At 60.9% G+C, this 18,778-nt stretch carries 16 protein-coding genes; 10 read left to right on the top strand and 6 right to left on the bottom strand.

Annotated elements, in window-relative coordinates:
* Positions 1-167 precede the first annotated feature (167 nt).
* Positions 168-617, top strand: coding sequence for a hypothetical protein (locus BHC62_RS28420; RefSeq protein WP_143007593.1), 450 nt, complete (start codon positions 168-170; stop codon positions 615-617).
* 180 nt (positions 618-797) lie between these two features.
* Here the strand turns inward: BHC62_RS28420 and BHC62_RS24665 are convergent, their stop codons facing one another.
* Positions 798-2,891, bottom strand: a complete 2,094-nt coding sequence (locus BHC62_RS24665) for a TonB-dependent receptor (protein WP_070996450.1) — start codon at positions 2,889-2,891, stop codon at positions 798-800.
* A 162-nt stretch (positions 2,892-3,053) separates the two neighbouring features.
* Here BHC62_RS24665 and BHC62_RS24660 point away from each other — a divergent pair, with 162 nt between their 5' ends.
* The 4 genes from BHC62_RS24660 (at position 3,054) to BHC62_RS24645 (ending at position 7,831) form a co-directional block, all read left to right on the top strand.
* Positions 3,054-3,395, top strand: a complete 342-nt coding sequence (locus BHC62_RS24660; protein ID WP_070996449.1) for a YceK/YidQ family lipoprotein — start codon at positions 3,054-3,056, stop codon at positions 3,393-3,395.
* A 150-nt stretch (positions 3,396-3,545) separates the two neighbouring features.
* Positions 3,546-5,300 carry a carbamoyltransferase gene (locus tag BHC62_RS24655; protein WP_029299183.1) on the top strand — a complete coding sequence of 585 codons (1,755 nt, stop codon included), beginning with the start codon at positions 3,546-3,548 and terminating at the stop codon, positions 5,298-5,300.
* Complete coding sequence (locus BHC62_RS24650) at positions 5,293-6,198, top strand: glycosyltransferase family A protein (RefSeq protein ID WP_032867457.1); 906 nt, start codon at positions 5,293-5,295, stop codon at positions 6,196-6,198. Before BHC62_RS24655 ends, BHC62_RS24650 begins: the two co-directional genes overlap by 8 nt.
* 169 nt (positions 6,199-6,367) lie before the next feature.
* On the top strand, positions 6,368-7,831 hold the full coding sequence (locus tag BHC62_RS24645) for a hypothetical protein (RefSeq protein ID WP_070996448.1): 1,464 nt from the start codon (positions 6,368-6,370) through the stop codon (positions 7,829-7,831).
* Positions 7,832-7,833: 2 nt separating this feature from the next.
* Here BHC62_RS24645 and BHC62_RS24640 read toward each other — a convergent pair whose 3' ends face one another.
* The gene (locus BHC62_RS24640; protein ID WP_070996447.1) at positions 7,834-8,490 is read right to left on the bottom strand and encodes a phosphotransferase; all 657 of its coding nucleotides are present in this window, start codon (positions 8,488-8,490) and stop codon (positions 7,834-7,836) included.
* Positions 8,491-8,614: 124 nt separating this feature from the next.
* Here BHC62_RS24640 and msbA point away from each other — a divergent pair, with 124 nt between their 5' ends.
* The 3 genes from msbA to BHC62_RS24625 all read left to right on the top strand — a co-directional run bounded on the left by msbA (position 8,615) and on the right by BHC62_RS24625 (position 12,918).
* Positions 8,615-10,435, top strand: a complete 1,821-nt coding sequence (gene msbA, locus BHC62_RS24635) for a lipid A export permease/ATP-binding protein MsbA (protein WP_029299179.1) — start codon at positions 8,615-8,617, stop codon at positions 10,433-10,435.
* A gap of 105 nt (positions 10,436-10,540) precedes the next feature.
* Positions 10,541-11,977 (top strand): bifunctional D-glycero-beta-D-manno-heptose-7-phosphate kinase/D-glycero-beta-D-manno-heptose 1-phosphate adenylyltransferase HldE, encoded by a 1,437-nt coding sequence (hldE, locus tag BHC62_RS24630; protein WP_029299178.1) that lies wholly within the window; start codon positions 10,541-10,543, stop codon positions 11,975-11,977.
* Between the two features lie 11 nt (positions 11,978-11,988).
* The gene (locus tag BHC62_RS24625; RefSeq protein ID WP_029299177.1) at positions 11,989-12,918 is read left to right on the top strand and encodes an NAD-dependent epimerase/dehydratase family protein; all 930 of its coding nucleotides are present in this window, start codon (positions 11,989-11,991) and stop codon (positions 12,916-12,918) included.
* Positions 12,919-12,964: 46 nt separating this feature from the next.
* Here BHC62_RS24625 and BHC62_RS24620 read toward each other — a convergent pair whose 3' ends face one another.
* The 4 genes from BHC62_RS24620 to BHC62_RS24605 all read right to left on the bottom strand — a co-directional run bounded on the left by BHC62_RS24620 (position 12,965) and on the right by BHC62_RS24605 (position 16,377).
* Entirely contained in the window at positions 12,965-13,930 is a 966-nt protein-coding gene (locus tag BHC62_RS24620; protein ID WP_029299175.1) for a hypothetical protein, read from the bottom strand.
* A gap of 41 nt (positions 13,931-13,971) precedes the next feature.
* Positions 13,972-14,784 (bottom strand): aldo/keto reductase, encoded by an 813-nt coding sequence (locus tag BHC62_RS24615; protein WP_029299173.1) that lies wholly within the window; start codon positions 14,782-14,784, stop codon positions 13,972-13,974.
* The gene (locus BHC62_RS24610; protein WP_070996446.1) at positions 14,781-15,956 is read right to left on the bottom strand and encodes an FAD-binding oxidoreductase; all 1,176 of its coding nucleotides are present in this window, start codon (positions 15,954-15,956) and stop codon (positions 14,781-14,783) included. Before BHC62_RS24610 ends, BHC62_RS24615 begins: the two co-directional genes overlap by 4 nt.
* Before the next feature lie 85 nt (positions 15,957-16,041).
* A complete protein-coding gene (locus BHC62_RS24605; protein ID WP_029299169.1) occupies positions 16,042-16,377 on the bottom strand; it encodes a multidrug efflux SMR transporter in 336 nt (111 codons plus the stop codon).
* Positions 16,378-16,578: 201 nt separating this feature from the next.
* Between BHC62_RS24605 and BHC62_RS24600 the strand changes: the two genes are divergently transcribed.
* Together BHC62_RS24600 and waaA are read left to right on the top strand one after the other, a co-directional pair.
* Positions 16,579-17,469 carry a LysR family transcriptional regulator gene (locus tag BHC62_RS24600; protein WP_029299167.1) on the top strand — a complete coding sequence of 297 codons (891 nt, stop codon included), beginning with the start codon at positions 16,579-16,581 and terminating at the stop codon, positions 17,467-17,469.
* A gap of 23 nt (positions 17,470-17,492) precedes the next feature.
* Positions 17,493-18,770: a lipid IV(A) 3-deoxy-D-manno-octulosonic acid transferase gene (gene waaA, locus BHC62_RS24595; RefSeq protein ID WP_070996445.1), complete on the top strand. Its 1,278-nt coding sequence runs from the start codon at positions 17,493-17,495 to the stop codon at positions 18,768-18,770.
* Positions 18,771-18,778 lie beyond the last annotated feature (8 nt).

The raw sequence follows: 18,778 nt of genomic DNA, 5'->3' as shown, positions 1-18,778 counted from the left end.
TACTTCTCTTTGGGTGTGTATGTGTTCGGTTATGTGGTTTTACATCTCGTGATGTTTGATCTTTATTTGAGTTTTTTGTGGTGTTGAAAGTTGTGGGTTGGAGATGTAGCTTTTACGTTGACAGGTTGCGTGGCCTGTTAATGTCTTTAAGTTTGGAGAGTTTTATCATGTCTAATATTGGTAGTGTTTCGGGTTATAACTTTCAACCTTATGAGGGAGTTGGCTATAAGGAAAAAGATATAGCTCGGCCCAATAAACTGGATCTTACCGCTGGAGAGGATGCGCAAGTGCTTGATCCCCGCACCGGCACCTGGGGGCCAGCGGTCGCTGCTGGCGAGGGTCGAGGCAGGGCTCCTGAGGAGCCTATCGATAGGGAAATTCCCTATGACCCTACCGGCAAAAGCTACGGGCCGGCCGATGCTGCCGGTCAGGTGATAGATGTGGAGATTCCTTATGACCCTACGGGAAAGAGCTATGAATCTACCAGCCCGGATGGTCAATTGATTGATGTGGAAATTCCTTATGATCCTACCGGGCTCTATGGTAGTACTCCGGACAAGAAAGAAACCGATAAACCCGCTAGCACTCATCGTACTCACTTGAGTTCTATTCGGTAAGTTGGGTGGTTTTTTAAGTAAATAGTTTGGCCGGCGTTTGTTTGGTTGCAATTGAGGAGTGGCGTCTAGTGCAGTTAAGGCATGTGGCGTCACTTTTTCCAGTTGCGCCTTTGTTTAACGATATGTCGTGGTTTTACAGCGACCGAGTAAGCGCCGGCAAGCCGGCGCCTCCTGGTGGGGTCAGAACTGATACTGGGCGCCGGCTCCGGCATACCAGGATCGCCCCGGCGCCGCTTCGTAATAGCGCCCGTTACTGTCGCCAACAATCACAGAGCCAACATATTGGCGGTCCAGCAGGTTATCCAGGCGCAAGGTCTGGTGAAAGGTCCAGTGTTCGACCTTCTGCTCAAACCGCGCGCGCCAGTTGAAGACGCTGTAGCCCGGCGCAGCGCGCTCCTGGTTGGTGTCCTCGACATAGATCTTGCTGCGGTACATGCCTTCGACGGCGGTGCTGACCCAGTCCCGTGGTTTCCAGTTCAGCTCGGCAAACAGCAGGGTCTGTGGGACGCCGGGCAGGTAGTTGCCTTTGTCGATGGTTTTGCTGTTGTTGCTGAAGTCACTGTCGTAGGTAGCTTGCAGGCGGGTGTAGGCGAGGTTGGCACTCCACTGTTCGCTCAGTTGGCTTTCGATGCCCAGTTCAAAGCCGCGGCGCAGGGTGCGGCCGGCGTTTTGGTAGCTGGTGCGCCCGCCATTGGACTGTGCGACTACCAACTCATCCTCGGTGGTGATCTGGAATAGGGCAGCGTTGAGCCGCGTGCTGTTGTTCACCTGCGCCTTCAAACCCACTTCATATTGAGTGCTCTCTGAGGGCTTCAGGCCAAAGTTGAAACCTTCGATGGCACCCGGGGCATAGGCCATTTCTGCCTGGGTCGGCGTTTCAAAGCCCTTGCCGGCACTGACGTAGCCATGCAGGTCAGGGGTGAAGGCGTACATCACGCTCATCGAGGGCGTGTTCTTCTGGTAGGTCTTGTTGCCGCTGGCATCGCCATTGCTCAGAAACTGGTCATCGACGTTCATCTCCATCGTGCTGTGGCGCAGCCCGGCTTGCAGGGTCCAGCGGTCAATGGCCCAGTTGGCCTGGATGTAGGGGTCGAGGCTGCGGGCGGTGTCAATTTCGTTGCGGCGCAGTTCGCCTTTCACGCCCAGGGTGTTGCCGCTGTAGTTCTGGTAGCCGTGGCGGCTGTCTTCGCTCTGGTCGAAGTCCAGGCCGGCGATGATCATCAGCTCGCCCGGTGCGCTGTCGATAGGCTGCATCCAGCGCACGCCGCCGCCGTAGAACTTGCGGTCGAATTGCACCACGCCGCCGCCGCGTTCGTTGCTCGGAACACCCTTGGGAATCGACAAATACTGAATCACACTCCGCCGCCCCGTATAGGCATTGACCTGCAACGTCGCATCGCCCATGTACCGCTCGTAATTCATCCCCAATTGCTGGTGATCGATGCTCTTGCGCGTGTTGTACGTCAAGGCGTTGCTGCTGACCGAACGTGGGTCGGCCTTGTAGCCCGCCCAGGTCTGCCCCAGCGGATCTTGGGTGCCGTTCTGCTCCAGGCTGCTGTAGATCAGGGCCAGCTTGCTGTCGTCATCGGGTTCGACGTTGAGCTTGGCGAAGGTCTGGTCGCGGCGAGCGCTGCTGTGGTCGCGGTAGCCGTCGGTGTCCATGCGCGAGGCGTCGAGGACAAACCCGGCGCCCTGTACCGCGCCTTCGGCGCTGAGGTGGTTCTTGTTCAGGCCGTCGCTGCCGAACAGGGTTTCGGCGCCGATACGTGGTGCGCCCTCGCCATTGCGCGAGAACATCTGGATCACCCCGCCGGCGTTGCTGCCATACAGGGTGGCGGCTGGGCCGCGCAGTACTTCTATGCGCTCGGCGGTGTCGAGGTTGAACGTTGCCGCCTGGCCCTGGCCGTCCGGGGTGCTGGCGGGGATACCATCGGCAATAAGCTTGATCCCGCGTACGCCAAACGCCGAGCGCGCGCCAAAGCCACGGGACGAAATCTGCAAGTCCTGGGCGTAGTTCTGCCGGTTCTGCACCACCAGCCCCGGCACGCGGGACAGGGCCTCCGAGGCGTTGATGCCCAACTGGCCATCGCTGATCTGCTCACGGCTGATGCTGTCCACCGAGTAGGGCAGGTCGAAGCTGCGACTGGCGCTGCGCGAGCCTGTCACCACACTGGGGTCGAGGATCAGTGGGGCATCTTCTGCCTGGGCGGCTTGCGGCAGGCCCAGCAGGCTAGGGAGCAGCATCGCAATACAGGTGGGAACAACAACTTTCATGAGCAAGCCAACTTCCATGACGCGCAGCGCAGGCGCGGAAAAAAGGGCGCGAGTTTAACGATTCTGCGAGGCTTTTCCGAAGAATATTCCCGCGCGTTACCGGCATATTCGTCTTACGCAGTCTTGGGTTAGGCTGCCCCCTCATGCCAAAGAGGGTTGCCCGTGAATCCTACAAACATTCTGCTGTTTACCGCCATTGTCCTTTCGACCACGGCCTGTGGCACCCTCGATACGGTGTTTCGCGAAGATGCGGTGGCCAGCCAGCGCCTCAAGAACCTGCGCAGCCATTGCGAGAGCGTGCCCCGTATCTACAGCGGCGTGGTGTACGACTTCTGCTCCCTCAATGGCGAACCCAACAGCAAAAAAAGCCTGGATGAGCAGCAGATCGGCCCGCTGCCCTGGATTGCCGTTGACTTGGTACTGTCAGGTGTTCTCGATACTTTGGTACTGCCCTACACCGTCTATCGACAGAACCGTGATGGCAGTATCGAGATCTTCCGCTGATACCGCTTGTTTCTCCGTGCCATTTGCCGCTAGAGGCGTTTTGCCGCTTTTAAGCTATAATCCCGCCCTTTAGCTTTTCTCGCCGAGGCGAGGAGCACACATTTTTCAGGCGCCAGCGCCTGCATGCAGACTAAAAGAGGCTAGACCCCAGTGGCATTGACGATTCTTGGCCTGTCCGGCGCCCTTAGCCATGATCCTTCCGCAGCGTTGTATATCGACGGCAAGCTGATCGCGGCCGCCGAAGAAGAGCGCTTCGTACGCGATAAACATGCAAAGAACCGCATGCCCTACGAATCGGCGAAGTTCTGTCTGGAGCAGGCCGGTATCAAACCTTCCGACGTTGATGTGGTGGCGATCCCGTTTGCCCCGATCAGCTTGTTCGGCGAGGCCCGCTGGCACTATGCCAAGCGTTACTGGTATGCACCGGACCGCGCACTCGATGCGATCCTGATGGGCAACCGTCGCTACAAGCGCTACCGCAACAAGATTGTCTGGTGCCTGGAGCAACTGGGCTTTGATCCGAAGAAGATCAAGATCGAGCCGGTCGAGCACCACCTGGCCCACGCTTCCAGCGCTTATCACTGTTCGGGCTTCCAGGAGAAGACCGCGATCCTGGGGATCGACGGTAAGGGCGAGTACGCCACAACCTTCTTTGGCTATGGCGAGAACGGCAAGATCCACAAGATCAAGGAATTCTACGATCCGGACTCCCTTGGCGGCCTGTACGGCGCGATCACTGAGTTCCTTGGCTTCGAGATGCTTGATGGCGAGTTCAAGGTCATGGGCATGGCGCCGTATGGCGATGCCAGCAAGTACGACTTCTCGCGCCTGGCCTCCTTTGAAAACGGCGAGTTGGTGATCAATACCGACTACGCCAACGTCATTGGCCTGCGCCGCTATAAAGAGAAAGGCAAGGGCTTCTACTTCTCGCCAAAACTGATCGAGTGGCTGGGTCCCAAGCGCGAAGGCGACATCGCTGACGAGCCGTACATCCACTACGCAGCCAGCATGCAAGCGCTGTTCGAGAAGCTGGCGTTGCAGATGATCGACCATTACCTGGGCGATATCCTCAAAGAGACCGGCAAGCTGGCCTTCGCCGGCGGCTGCGCGCTGAACGTCAAATTGAACCAGAAGATCATTGCCCGCGACGACGTCAAGGAGCTGTTCGTGCAGCCAGCGTCCGGCGATGCCGGCACCGCGGTAGGTGCGGCGGCCTATGTGTCCCATGCCCGTGGTGTACCGGTAGAGAAGATGGAGCACGTCTATCTCGGCCCGTCCTACAGCAACGAGGAAGTGATTGCCGCGTGCGCCAAGCACCCGAGCAAGCCGAAGTGGCGCCAGATCGAGGACATGCCCAAGCGCATCGCCCAGATCATGGTCGACGGCAACCCGGTGGCCTGGTTCCAGGGCCGCATGGAGTTCGGTCCGCGTGCCTTGGGCGGACGTTCGATCATCGGTTGCCCGAGCGCCGTGGGCGTGGCTGACCGGATCAACCACCAGATCAAGTTCCGCGAGCGCTGGAGGCCTTTCTGCCCGTCGATGCTCGACACCGTGGCCCCGCAGATGATCAAGGTCGATCACCCGGCCCCGTTCATGACCTTCACCTTTGAAGTGGCGGAAGAATGGAAAACCCGCGTGCCGGAAGTGGTCCATGAAGATGGTACCTCCCGCGCCCAGGTGCTCAAGCGCGAGTACAACCCGCGCTACTACGACATGATGAAAGAGCTGGAAGTGCTGACCGGCAACGGTGTGTCCCTGAACACCTCGCTCAACCGCCGTGGCGAAGCGATGATTTGCTCGCCGACCGACGCCCTGAACATGTTCTTCGGCTCGGACCTGCAGTACCTGATCATGGAAGACATCCTGGTCGTCAAAGATGGTGTGGAAGGGCAAGTCATTGACTGAAGCACTGATTGGCGTCGTCATCCCTGCCTATAACTATGCGCGCACCCTTGGGCGCGCGGTTGAGTCGGTGCTGGCGCAACTCGACGAAGCCGATGCGCAGTTGTTGGTGATTGATGACGGCTCTACCGATGAGACGCCGCAGGTGCTCGAGGCGCTGTTGGCCAAGCACCCCGGGCGATTCCGCGCCCTGCGCAAGCCCAATGGCGGCCTGGCCTCGGTGCGCAATCGTGGGATTGAAGAGTCTGCCGGCCAGTACCTGATGTTCCTGGACGCCGATGATGAAATGGCCCCAGGCGCCCTGGCCCTGGTCGCGCAGCATATTGCCACCCATCCCGACAGTCGCTTGATCATCGGTGGCCACTGGTCAGTATTTGAAGATGGCAAGCGTCGCCTGCATGCCGTCAAGCCGCTGCCGGCCACCCCCTACCAGCGGGTGCGCGGGTATTTGCTGGAAAAAACCATCGCGATCTCCAATGGCGCCTGCGCCATGCACCGGGACATCTTCACGGTGGGCAACTACCCCGAACGCATGCGCAACGCCGAGGATATTCCGGTGTTTGCCCAGGCCCTGGCGCGCGTGCCCTGCACGGTCATCGACCAGCCGCTGGCGCTGATCTACAAGCATGCGGACAGCTTGCGCCATGACATCAATCACAGTGTCGCGGCAGGCGTGAGCCTGGTGGACGAGGTGTTCTCGCCGGTACGTATGCCGGCAGAGCTGCAAGGCTTGCGCCGTGCGTTTCTCGCACAGCGCTGCCTGTCTCTGTTTCGCAATTGCTTCAGTGCTGGGGAATATACGCTTGCCAAGCAGTTTTACTGCCAGGCGGTACGTACAGACTGGCGTGCCCTGACGCGCTGGTCGTACACACGCAAGGCGCTTCAGCTGATGTTCAAGTAAGCGTTTTATAGCCTGTTACGCTACGCCGAGAATGACCTGTGCGGCGCCCGGTTTGATTGCAATGACTAGGCGTTGGTTTTTCGCGGTGCAGTGGTTTTTCTGGAATATATGTTTTCAAATCTTGTGCACACGATGTGACGCCAGGTTTTAAGGGGGGGGTGTGGTTGGTATGAGCAGCAAGTTGTGGGCTCGGGCGTTGAGCGTGGTCGTCGAGCATCCCGTTCGAGTGGCATTTTTTGGGAGCCTGCTGCTATCCCTGATCGCGGTATTGGGGGCTGCGACTGTTGGGCGGGATGCTGCGTTCTACCTGACCATTGCCCAGCACGCCCAAGACCACGGCGCGAAATCGGCCTTTGCGATATTCAACTGGCCCTGGTTCTCCCTGCTCCTGGCGGGTACCCATTCGGTTTCGTCCCTGCCCATAGAACTGAGTGCTTACCTGTGGTGCTCGCTATTTGCAGCTGGCACCTGTGCGCTCTTGGTTGACTGCGTTCGCCAGCGCTCGGTGCAGGTTGCGCCCTGGGCCTGCCTGGTGGTGCTGGCGATGCCAGCGTTCAACCAGTTTCGTGGCGAGATCCTGCGCGAGTTCGGCTTCTGGTTTTTCTGCATCCTGACGCTGTGGCTGGCCATGCGCTGGCAGGCCCGTGGTGGCTGGCTGCGGGCGGCAATCATTCATCTGGCGATTGTCGCGGCGGCAGCCTTCCGCCTGGAGGCGTTGTTGCTGCTGCCGGCGTTGGGCCTGTGGCAGTTGCCTGGCCTGTGGGTTCGCGAGCGGCGTCTGGCGCTCCTGCAATTCGTCGCGTTGCCGCTGCTGGGCGTGGTGGCGGGGATGGTGCTGGTCTCGGCCACGGGTGGTTTTTCATCGTCCCGCGTTGCCTACTATCTGGACTTGATCAATCCAAACCGTGTATTGGCGTCGTTTGATTTGCTGCGCGAGCAGTTCGCCAAATCGTTGATCAATAAGTACTCCCAGGATGAAGCGGGGCGCATCATCTTTTTTGGCATCCTGGCGGCCATGGCCATCAGTTTTGTGAATATTTGCGGGCCCTTTGCTGTGCCTTTTTTACGGGGGCGCAACTGGCAGGCAATCAAGCTCTACTGGCATCAATACCGGCCTTTTGCCTGGGCGGCGGTGTTGTACCTGTTGGTGTTGCTGCTGTTCTTTATCCAGCAGCAGTTCATGATCACGCGCTACATGAGTTTCTTGAACCTGCTGTTTGTACCGGCGCTGGCACTGGCGCTGCAGATGTTTGCCCAGCAGTTCCCGCGCCTGGGCAAGGCCCTGGTGGCGGTCTGCCTGTTGGTGATGTTGTCCAATGTGGTGTCTACCGGGCCGGGCAAGGTCCAGTACGTCGAGGCGGGGCGTTGGATGGCGGCGAATGTCGAGCCGGATGTTCCTGCGTATTTCGATGATGGGCGTATTGGTTATTACGCAGGGCGTGGTTATCTGCTCAAGAAATTGACCCGGGAAGCCGCGATGTCACCGGCGCATGCAGGGAAATTCCGCTACTTCCTGATCGAAGCCCGCGGCAACGAACCCTGGCTCACCAGTTGGCTGGCCGAGCGCAACCTGCGCATCGTCGAGCGCTTCGCCAATCGCCGAGGCGCCACGGTACTGGTCATCACCCAGTGAGATCAGTCCAGTAGTTGTCGCAGGCGCTCAATCAGTGGCGCCTGTTGACTGCCCGCCGGCAAGGCCTGGCGATAGCCATTGAAGAAGGCTTGCCCGGCGTCATCGCCCAGTAGCCATTGCCGATCCTCGGCATAGCGCCGCAGGTGGCTGAAGTTGCGCCGCCGCTTGCTCTGGCTCAGCGGGGTGGCCTGGCAGCTCAGGTCGGCAATGTCGATCAAGCCCAGGGTGTTTTTCGGTGTCAGGACCACGTTGCCAAAGTGCAGCGAACGAAAGTACACGCCCTTCTCGTGCAATTGCGCAATGAAACCGCCCAGGCGCTCACGCAGGGCGTCGGCCTCGGCCTTGGCGAGTTTAAGTTGGCGGATGGTGTCCCCGGCCAGCGGGCTGTAGTACACCGCATCCCGCGCAATGCTGGGTATGCGATACACCGCAATGATGCGCGGGCAGGGGATATCCCGTTGCTGTAGTGCACGGGTGTTGTTGGCGAAGCGTTGTGCATACGGGTAGAACAGTGCCGAACTGAGCAGGCGCTTGCGCCGGAACAGCTTGAGCATGCAACCATCGGTCAACCGGAGCACCTTGTCGCCAGAACCATCGGCTTCCAGCACCTGCGCGCCAGCACGCAATGCCTCATAGGTGTTGTGATCGATTACTTGCATGCCTGACTCCCATCAATAGCCGGTTATCTTAACCGACTTGGCGCAAAGCTGGCCCATGCTCATGTTTTTTGGGGCGAAGAGGCCTGTGATATGATCCGCGCCTTACTGATTTGCGCGGATTCCCATGAGCAGTCCTGAACCGAAAACCCAGTCGACGCTGGCGATTTACTTCCGCCTCCTGACTTACGTACGGCCTTATGTGGGTCTGTTCATCCTGAGTATCGTCGGGTTCCTGATCTTCGCATCGACCCAGCCGATGCTCGCTTACATCCTCAAGTATTTCGTCGATGGCCTGGCGAACCCCGAGGCCAGCCTGTTCCCCGGCAACCCCTATCTTGGCAAGTTGCAGTTGCTGGAAACCGTGCCGCTGATGATCGTGCTGATCGCAGCCTGGCAGGGCGTGGGCTCGTTCCTCGGTAACTTCTTCCTGGCCCGGGTTTCCCTGGGGTTGGTCCACGACCTGCGCGTGGTGCTGTTCAACAAGCTGTTGGAGTTGCCCAACCGCTTTTTTGACAAGAACAACTCCGGCCACCTGATTTCCCGCATTACCTTCAACGTCACCATGGTCACCGGGGCTGCCACCGATGCGATCAAGGTGGTTATCCGTGAAGGCATGACCGTGATTTTCCTGTTTTGCACCCTGGTCTGGATGAACTGGAAACTGACCCTGGTGATGCTGGCGATCCTGCCGGTGATCGGCATGATGGTGAACAGCACCAGCCGTAAATTCCGCAAGCAGAGCAAGAAAATCCAGGTGTCCATGGGCGACGTGACCCATGTGGCCTCCGAGACGATCCACGGCTACCGTGTGGTCCGCAGCTTTGGCGGCGAGCAGTATGAAAAGGTGCGCTTCGAGCAGGCGAGCCTGAGCAATACCGAGAAACAACTGGCGATGACCAAGACCGGCGCGGTTTACACGCCGATGCTGCAGTTGGTGACCTACAGTGCGATGGCCGTGGTCATGTTCCTGGTCCTGTATTTGCGCGGCGATGCCTCGCCTGGCGACCTGGTGGCCTATATCACCATGGCTGGCCTGCTGCCTAAGCCGATTCGCCAGCTTTCCGAGGTCAGCTCGACCATCCAGAAGGGTGTGGCGGGTGCCGAGAGTATTTTCGAGCAGTTGGATGAGCCGGTAGAAGTCGACCAGGGCGTGATCGAGCATGAACGCCTGGCTGGGCGCATTGAAGTGCGCAACCTCAGCTTCCAATACCCGGAAAGCGACAAGAAGGTGCTCAACGACATCAGCTTTATTGTCGAGCCTGGGCAAATGGTCGCGCTGGTGGGGCGTTCGGGCAGCGGCAAGTCGACCCTGGCCGGCTTGATCCCTCGCTTCTACCAGCATGAGCAGGGGCAGATTCTGCTCGATGGTGTACGCGTGCAGGATTTCACCCTGCGCAACCTGCGCCGGCAAATCGCCTTGGTGACCCAGCAGGTCACCCTGTTCAACGACACCGTGACCAACAACATCGCCTATGGCGACCTGGCTGGCGCGCCCACCGACGCGGTGCATCATGCCGCTCGCGAAGCGTATGCCGATGAGTTCATCGTGAAGATGCCCCAGGGCTATGAAACCCTGGTAGGCGAGAACGGCGTACTGCTGTCCGGCGGCCAGCGCCAGCGCATTGCAATTGCCCGGGCCTTGCTCAAGGATGCGCCGCTGTTGATTCTCGACGAGGCAACCTCGGCCCTGGATACCGAGTCCGAACGCCATATCCAGGCGGCCCTGGACCATGTGGTGAAGAACCGCACCACCCTGGTGATTGCCCACCGCTTGAGCACCATCGAGAAAGCCGACCTGATCCTGGTAATGGACGACGGCCAGATTGTCGAGCGCGGGACCCATGTCGAGTTGCTGGCGAAGAATGGCTACTACGCCCGCCTGCACGCCAAGGAGTTCGAAGAAGGCGACCCAGTGGCGCCCTCCCATGTGACGGATGCCTATTGAGGCGCCAGGGGCGCCGGGCTGGGATCGACCGCCAGGATTGAATCGGTCGATGCTTTTCCCTGTGCTAATATCGCGCCCCTGTTCATTTTGTATGTGGGTTGCTCCATGAAGTTGTCCATGCCGCGATTCGATCAAGCCCCTGTCTTGGTGGTCGGCGATGTCATGCTCGACCGTTACTGGCATGGCGGTACCTCACGGATTTCCCCTGAGGCACCGGTACCGGTAGTCAAGGTCGAGCAAATCGAAGACCGCCCAGGCGGCGCTGCCAACGTTGCCCTTAACATCGCCGCCCTCGGCGCCCCGGCCTCCCTGGTCGGCGTGACCGGCGACGATGAAGCCGCCGACAGCCTGACCAACAGCCTGCGCGGCGCTGGCGTGCGTGCCCTGTTCCAGCGCATCGCCCATCAGCCGACCATCGTCAAGCTGCGGGTCATGAGCCGTCACCAGCAGTTGCTGCGTATCGACTTTGAAGAACCCTTCGCCACCGACGCCCTGGCCCTCAGTGAGCAGGTCGACGAGCTGCTCGAAGGCATCAAGGTGCTGGTGCTGTCGGACTACGGCAAAGGCGCATTGAAAAACCACCAGATGCTGATCCAGGCCGCCAAGGCCCGTGGCATCCCGGTGCTGGCCGATCCCAAGGGCAAGGATTTCTCGGTCTACCGAGGCGCCAGCCTGATCACGCCGAACCTCAGCGAATTTGAAACCATCGTCGGCGGTTGCGTCGATGAGCACGACTTGGTGAGCAAAGGCGCAAGCCTGATGGCCGACCTCGACCTCGGCGCCTTGCTGGTGACCCGTGGCGAACACGGCATGACCCTGCTGCGTCCCGGTCACCCGGCCATGCACTTGCCGGCGCGTGCGCGGGAAGTGTTCGACGTCACGGGCGCCGGCGACACCGTGATCTCGACCCTGGCGGCAGCGATTGCGGCAGGGGAGGAGTTGCCCCATGCGGTAGCCCTGGCCAACCTGGCAGCGAGCATCGTGGTGGGCAAGCTGGGTACGGCGTCCATCAGTGCCCCGGAACTGCGTCGCGCGATCCAGCGCGAGGAAGGCTCGGAGCGTGGTGTGTTGAGCCTGGAGCAATTGCTGCTGGCGATTGACGATGCCCGTGCCCATAACGAGAGCATTGTCTTCACCAACGGCTGCTTTGATATCCTGCACGCCGGCCATGTGACCTACCTGGAGCAGGCTCGCGCCCAGGGTGATCGCCTGATCGTGGCGATCAACGATGATGCTTCGGTCAGCCGCCTGAAAGGCCCTGGCCGACCAATCAACAGCGTGGACCGGCGCATGGCGGTCCTGGCTGGGTTGGGCGCGGTGGATTGGGTGATCAGCTTCTCCGAGGGCACTCCGGAAAACCTCCTGGCCCAGGTCAAGCCAGATGTGTTGGTCAAGGGTGGTGACTACTCGGTCGACCAGGTGGTCGGTGCCGATATCGTCAACGCCTATGGTGGCAAGGTCAAAGTCCTGGGGTTGGTGGAAAACAGCTCGACGACCGCGATTGTCGAAAAAATCCGCCAAACCAACGATGCCGCTCAATAGGTTTTACCGCTATGTCTGATGCTCTCGTACTGATTACCGGCGGTGCCGGCTTTATCGGTTCCAATCTGGTCGATGCACTGCTTGCCAAGGGCTATGCAGTGCGCGTGCTGGATAACCTGTCCACCGGCAAACGCAGCAACCTGGCGCTGGACAACCCGCGCCTGCAACTGCTGGAAGGTGATGTGGCCGACGCTGCGCTGGTCGCTCGTGCGGCGGTGGGGGCGACAGCCGTAGTGCACCTGGCGGCAGTCGCGTCGGTGCAGGCGTCGGTGGATGATCCGGTCAGTACACACCAGAGCAACTTCGTGGGTAGCCTGAATGTCTGCGAGGCCATGCGCCAGGCCGGGGTCAAGCGCGTGGTGTTTGCCTCGAGCGCTGCGGTGTATGGCAACAACGGCGAAGGCGACTCTATCGACGAGCAAACCGCCAAGGCACCGTTGACGCCTTATGCATCGGACAAGCTGGCGAGCGAGCACTACTTTGACTTCTACCGTCGCCAGCATGGCCTGGAGCCGGTGATTTTCCGCTTCTTCAACATCTTTGGCCCGCGCCAGGATCCTTCATCGCCGTACTCCGGGGTGATCAGCATCTTCAGCGAGCGCGCGCAAAAAGGCCTGCCGATTGCCGTATTCGGCGACGGTGAGCAAACCCGGGACTTCATGTACGTCGGGGATCTGGTGGCGGTGCTGGTGCAAGCGGTGGAAATGGCCGAAGCGCCTCTGGGCGCGATCAATGTCGGCTGGAACCGCACCACCACGCTCAAGCAGTTGCTGCAGGCGCTGTCGGAAATTGTCGGCTCGTTGCCGGCTGTCAGCTACACAGAGCCACGTTCAGGGGATATTCGGCACTCCAGGGCCAATAACCAGCGCCTGGCGGCGAGCTTCACGTTGCCTGAGGCGACGCCGCTGAAGACGGGCCTGGAGAAACTGCTGCACGGCTGAGCCCTTATTCTCTGTAGGAGCCGGCCTGGCTCCTACAGGGGAGGCGTCAGCGTCCTGCTTTTTTCGGCACCATCTTGCGCAAGATCTGCCTGGCCCGCCCGGTCAGCTGGCTCAACTTCGATTCCTTCTCCGGCGCGCTCAGGCCCTGTTGCCTGAGCCAGTCCTTCCAGCGGATCCGCTCATCGCGCACCAGCCAACCTTCCTGCTGGGCAAAACTTTCGGCCAGGTACAACCCGCGCGTGCTCGCTGGCACCAGTTGATCCTTTTTCAAGGTAAACAGCTCGGCGCAAGGCTGGCCGTCCTTCAGGGGCATCAGGTACAAGTCCGGGCGCTGGCGGTCCAGGCGCGCCACCAGTTGGTCGCCCTCCAGGCGTTCGTCCACATGGAACAGGCTCAAGGACTTGGCTTCCTTGGGCACTTCCAGGCGCAGGTCGTAGATCAATTGCAGTGAGGCCGTGGGCAGGTGCACATAGGCCCGGGGGCGTTCGATCAATTGCATGTTGGCGCAGCGCACCGGGCGGGCAGCGCCGGACAGTGGCGACAGGCGAAACGGCAAGGCCTCGCGGTAATGCAGCGCGCTGGAGTAGGGCGCCGGCAGCCAGGTATCGTTGAAGCGCCCGCCCAGCCAGCCTTCCGGGGTCTCCAGCAGGCACTCCTCGGCGATTTCCTGAATGGCAGTGTGCAGTGGCAAGTTCAGTTCGTGGGCCGGCACGTAGCCGGAAATCAGCTTGAGCACCACGTCGCCACGGTCCTGGCGACGCTGGCGCACCAGTACCCAGTAATCGCGGTTTTGCCAGTGCAGTGTCAGGCGCACCGACACCCCGAGGTTGGCCAGTTCCAGGGCGAAGCGCTCGGCATCCGCCACTTCCACCGGCTTGCGCCGCTGCAGAGTCTGGGCAAAGTTGAGCGGCATGCCCACGCTCTGGTAGCTCAGGCCTTCGGGGGTGGCTTCGACGTACAGCGGCAGAGTTTTAAAGTTACTGGGGTTTTTTCTTATGAGCGTTCGCGGCATGTCGGCTCCTTCTTGCGTCGGGGTCGGCCGCGTCGGCGGCATCAGGATTGGCGAATGATCTTGGCAGCGGTTGCCACATTATGGGCAAGGTGCAGCGGGTTGATGGTCCCGACAATAGCACTGGCCACGCCCGTTTGCGCAAACAACAAGATGAAACTGGCGTGAATTGGATCCACTCCCGGCTCAAGGCACGCATGCCCACTGGCCAGGGCCTTTTTCACCAGGATGCCTTTGCCGTGGGCGGCGGCATAATCAATCACGGCTTTTTCGTCTTGCTCGTTCAGATTGTAGGTGACCATCGCGCAATCACCTTGTTCCAGAGCCTTCACCCCGCCCTCGACGGTTTTGCCGGAAAAGCCGAAACCGCGAATCTTGCCCTCGGCCTTGAGGTCCGCCAGAGTCTGGTAGACCTCGCAGTCGTTGAGAATATGCAAGTCGTTGCCGTCGGAATGCACCAGCACCAGGTCGATAAAATCCGTTTCCAGGCGTTTCAGGCTGCGCTCCACGGACAGCCGGGTGTGGGCTGCGCTGAAGTCGTGACGGGACACGCCGTCGGCAAATTCTTCGCCGACCTTGCTGACAATCACCCAGTCCTGGCGCTGACCACGCAGCAGCGGGCCCAGGCGTTCTTCGCTGTGACCATAGGCGGGGGCGGTGTCGATCAGGTTGATCCCCAGCTCGCGCGCCTGGCGCAGCAACATCCGCGCCTCCTCATCGTTGGGGATCTGGAAACCATTGGGGTACTTCACCCCCTGGTCGCGCCCCAGTTTCACGGTGCCCAGGCCCAGTGGCGACACCAACAGGCCGGTGCTGCCCAGGGGGCGATGAAGGTCATGCAGGGTCGGCAGGCTCATGGCAACAATTGCTCCCAGGCGGGTTGGGCGATGGCGGGGCGAGGCAGTTGCGGCAATGGTTCGCTGGGTGTCGGCTGGATGCCGTCACGTTCCAGGGCGTTGAGCACCCGGTCGGCGAAGTCCGGCGCCAGGGCCAGCTTGGTTGGCCAGCCCACCAGCAGCCGGCCCTGTTCGGCGAGGAATGCGTTGTCCGGCCGGGTCAGGCCCGTTTGCAGGGGCTCGGCGCGATCCACCCGCAGGGTCGCCCACTGGGTCTGGCTCATGTCGATCCACGGCAGCAGTTGCGCCAGCTCCTTTTGCGCCGTGGCGATCTGCTCGGCGGGCGTGCGGTGCACACCTTCGGTCTCGGCAATATCGCCGCCCATGTACCACACCCAATTGCCATCAGCGGCCGGGTGCGTGGTGATGGTGATCCGTGGCTTGGTGCCGCCGCCCAGGCAGTGCGCGTACAGGGGTTTGAGGCCGGGGCCCTTGGCGATGATCATATGCAGCGGGCGCTTTTGCATGGCCGGCTGGCTCAGGCCCAGGGTGGTCAGCAGTTCGGCGGTGCCGCCGCCGGCACTCAGCACGATGCGCTGGGCACGAATCGCTCGGCCATCGACTTTCAGCCCAACCAGGATGCCACCCTCAAGCAGCGGCTCGATCTGTTGCCCGGCGAGCAGGCCGTCGCCGGCCAATTGCGCCAGGCGCTCGATCAGGCTCGGCACATCCACCACCAGTTCGGCCAGGCGATAGACCTTGCCCTTGAAGCGGCGGTCTTGCAGGGCCAGCGGCAAATTTTCGCCCTTGACCTGGTCGACGCGGCCGCGCACCGCCTTGCTGGCGAAGAAGCTGGTGAGGTTGCCGGCCAGGGTGCCTGGCGACCACAGGTAATGGGCCTGGGACAGCAGGCGCACGCCCGTCAGGTCCAGCTCGCCGGTGCCGGCCAGCGCCTCGCGCCAGCGTCGTGGCATATCGGCAATAGCTTCAGAGGCGCCGGTCAGGGCACCGTGCAAGGCGTATTTCGCACCACCGTGAATGATCCCCTGGGACTTCACGCTCTGCCCGCCACCCAGGGTCGCGTTCTCCACCACAATCGTGGAAAACCCCTGGCTACGCAGGCGCGCATTGAGCCAGAGGCCGGCAACCCCGGCGCCGACAATCAGGACGTCGGTGGAAATAACGGATGGCATGGGGCGACCTCAGTGTTCAGAACAAGAGGCCAAGTATACAGACTCGACGGCGGGATCTTTGCTCAGGATCAACAACTGTAGGAGGTCAGTGGCCTGCCGTTTTCGAAAACAACTGAATCACCACCACCCCCAGCACAATCAAGCCCATCCCGAGCATCGCCGGCAGATCGAGCTTCTGCCCATAGATAAACAGCGCCGCGATGCTGACCATGACAATGCCCATCCCGGCCCATACCGCATAGGCCACGCCCACCGGGACGGTGCGCACCACCAGAGTCAGCATCCAGAAAGCCACGCCATAACCCACGATCACCAACAGTAGGGGAATCGGCGTGCTCCAGCCCTTGATTGCTTTCATGGAAACGGTAGCGATCACCTCCGAGCAGATGGCGATAGCCAGGTAGTAATAGGCGACGTTCATGGGGCAATCCTCGGGATGGGCTCAATACTGTAGGAGCGAGCTTGCTCGCGAAAATCGTTAACGATTACGCGTATAGCCTGGTTGAACGTGGTGTTCTTGGGTTTTTCGCGAGCAAGCTCGCTCCTACAAAGGCTGGCATTTTAGTGCGTTATCAGATGGGGTAAAGTCATTACCTATCCGAATTTAAGATGGGTTTGACCAATGAGCGTGCAATGGAACCTGGAGCAGATGCGCCTGTTTGTCAGCGTCGCCGAACAAAGGTCGTTTTCGGCGGTGGCCCGGGACCAGCGCAAGGCGCAGTCGGCGGTAAGCAATGGTATTGCCTTGCTGGAGGCTGACCTTGGGGTGAGCCTGTTTGATCGTAGCAGCGGTCGCCAGCCCCGGTTGACCGAGGCCGGTACGGTGCTGCTGGAGGAGGCCCGGGAAGTGCTGCGCCAGTGCGAGCGTCTCAACGGCCGCGCTCTGTCCTTGATGCGTGGCGAAGAAGCGCGGCTGCGCCTGGCCCAGGACGAAGCCATGTTGTATCAGCCGGTACTCGATAGCCTGGAGGCGCTGGCCGGGAAGTTTCCTAGCCTGGAAGTGCAATTGTCGAGCACGGCCCAAGGTGATGTCGCACGTAAATTAGTCGAGCGCAAAGCGGACCTGGGGTTGCTGTTCTACCACGACCAGATCCCCGAGGCCCTTGAGCGGCGGGTGGTTGGCAGCGTGGAGATGGTCACGGTGTGCGGCGTCGGGCATCCGCTGGCCAGCGGCGGTTTTGTCGATTGCCAGCGCCTGGCGCAGTTTCGCCAGTTGCTGATGTCGACCCAGACCAGCGTCTACCCCGGTAGCGAGGCGGCCAGCCCGCAGGTGTGGCGTGCCGACAGCTTTTACGTGTTGGCCGAGTGGCTGGCGCGTGGCCTGGGCTGGGCCTGGTTACCGCGACATGTGGTGCAATACCCGACGTATCAGGGGCAGATGGTCGAGTTGGATAGCGAATGGACGCCGCCGGCCCTGGTGGTGGAGCTGGTTTGGCGTCGGGATGAACCCTTGGGCCCGGCGGCGCGCTTTCTGGCTGAACGTTTTACCGAGTGTTTGCAGGCGATCGGCTGAAAAAGCCGATAAACTCCGCCGCCATGAATAGAACTCTCTACAGCTGTCTGTTTTACCTGGCGCTGCCGTTGGTGGCCTTACGTCTATGGCTGCGGGCACGTAAGGCGCCGGCCTACGCCAAGCGCGTCAGCGAACGCTTTTCCTACGGGTTGCCGCTACTCAAACCCGGTGGGATCTGGGTGCACGCGGTGTCGGTGGGCGAGAGCATCGCCGCCGCGCCGATGATCCGTGGTTTGCTGGAGCGTCATCCACAGTTGCCGATCACCGTCACCTGCATGACGCCCACCGGTTCCGAGCGGATCCAGGCATTGTTCGCCAATGAGCCGCGCATCCAGCATTGCTACCTGCCCTACGATTTGCCATGTGCCGCCAAGCGCTTTCTGGACCGGGTCCAGCCCAGGCTGGCGGTCATCATGGAAACCGAGTTGTGGCCCAACCATATCCACCAGTGCGCCAAGCGCGGGATTCCGGTGGTCCTGGCCAATGCGCGGCTGTCGGCACGCTCGGCCAAGGGCTACGCACGTTTCGCCAAACTGACTGCGCCGATGCTGGCAGAAATGAGCCTGTTCGCCGTGCAGACCGCCACCGAGGCCGAGCGCTTTCGCAGCCTGGGCGCACGCCCGGAAACGGTCGAAGTCACCGGCTCGATCAAGTTTGACCTGACCATCGACCCTCAGCTGTTGGCGCGCGCCGCTGCGTTGCGTGAGCAGTGGCAGGCCAGCGAGCGCCCGGTGTGGATCGCCGCCAGTACCCACGAGGGTGAAGATGAAGTGGTGCTGGCGGCCCATCGGCAGTTGCTCGCCAGCTATCCCAACGCCCTGTTGATTCTGGTGCCACGGCATCCGGAGCGTTTCAACACGATGTTTGAGCTGTGCCAGCAGCAGGGTTTTGCCACCGTGCGGCGCTCCAGCGGCGCGCCGGTCAACGCCCAGACCTCGGTGTTGCTGGGCGACACCATGGGCGAGCTGCTGTTTTTGTATGCCTTGGCCGACAGCGCTTTTGTCGGCGGCAGCCTCGTGCCCAATGGTGGGCATAACCTGCTGGAGCCCGCTGCGCTGGCCAAGCCGGTGATCAGCGGCCCGCACCTGTTCAACTTCCTCGAAATCGCCGCGATGATGCGCGAAGCCGGGGCGTTGCGGGAGGTGGAGGATGCCGAGGGCTTGGCCGAGGCGGTGCGGCAGTTGTTTGAGCTACCGCAGGATGCGCAGAAGATGGCGCAGGCGGGGCTCAAGGTGATGCAGGGCAACCAGGGGGCGTTGAAGCGCTTGCTCGATGGTATCGATCGCCTGATCAACCGCTGACCTTGTGG

The organism is Pseudomonas sp. 06C 126 (assembly GCF_001855215.1).
Lineage (GTDB): Bacteria > Pseudomonadota > Gammaproteobacteria > Pseudomonadales > Pseudomonadaceae > Aquipseudomonas > Aquipseudomonas proteolytica.
The sequence above is the reverse complement of the archived record's forward strand: the minus strand, read 5'-3'. Positions and strand labels throughout refer to the sequence as shown.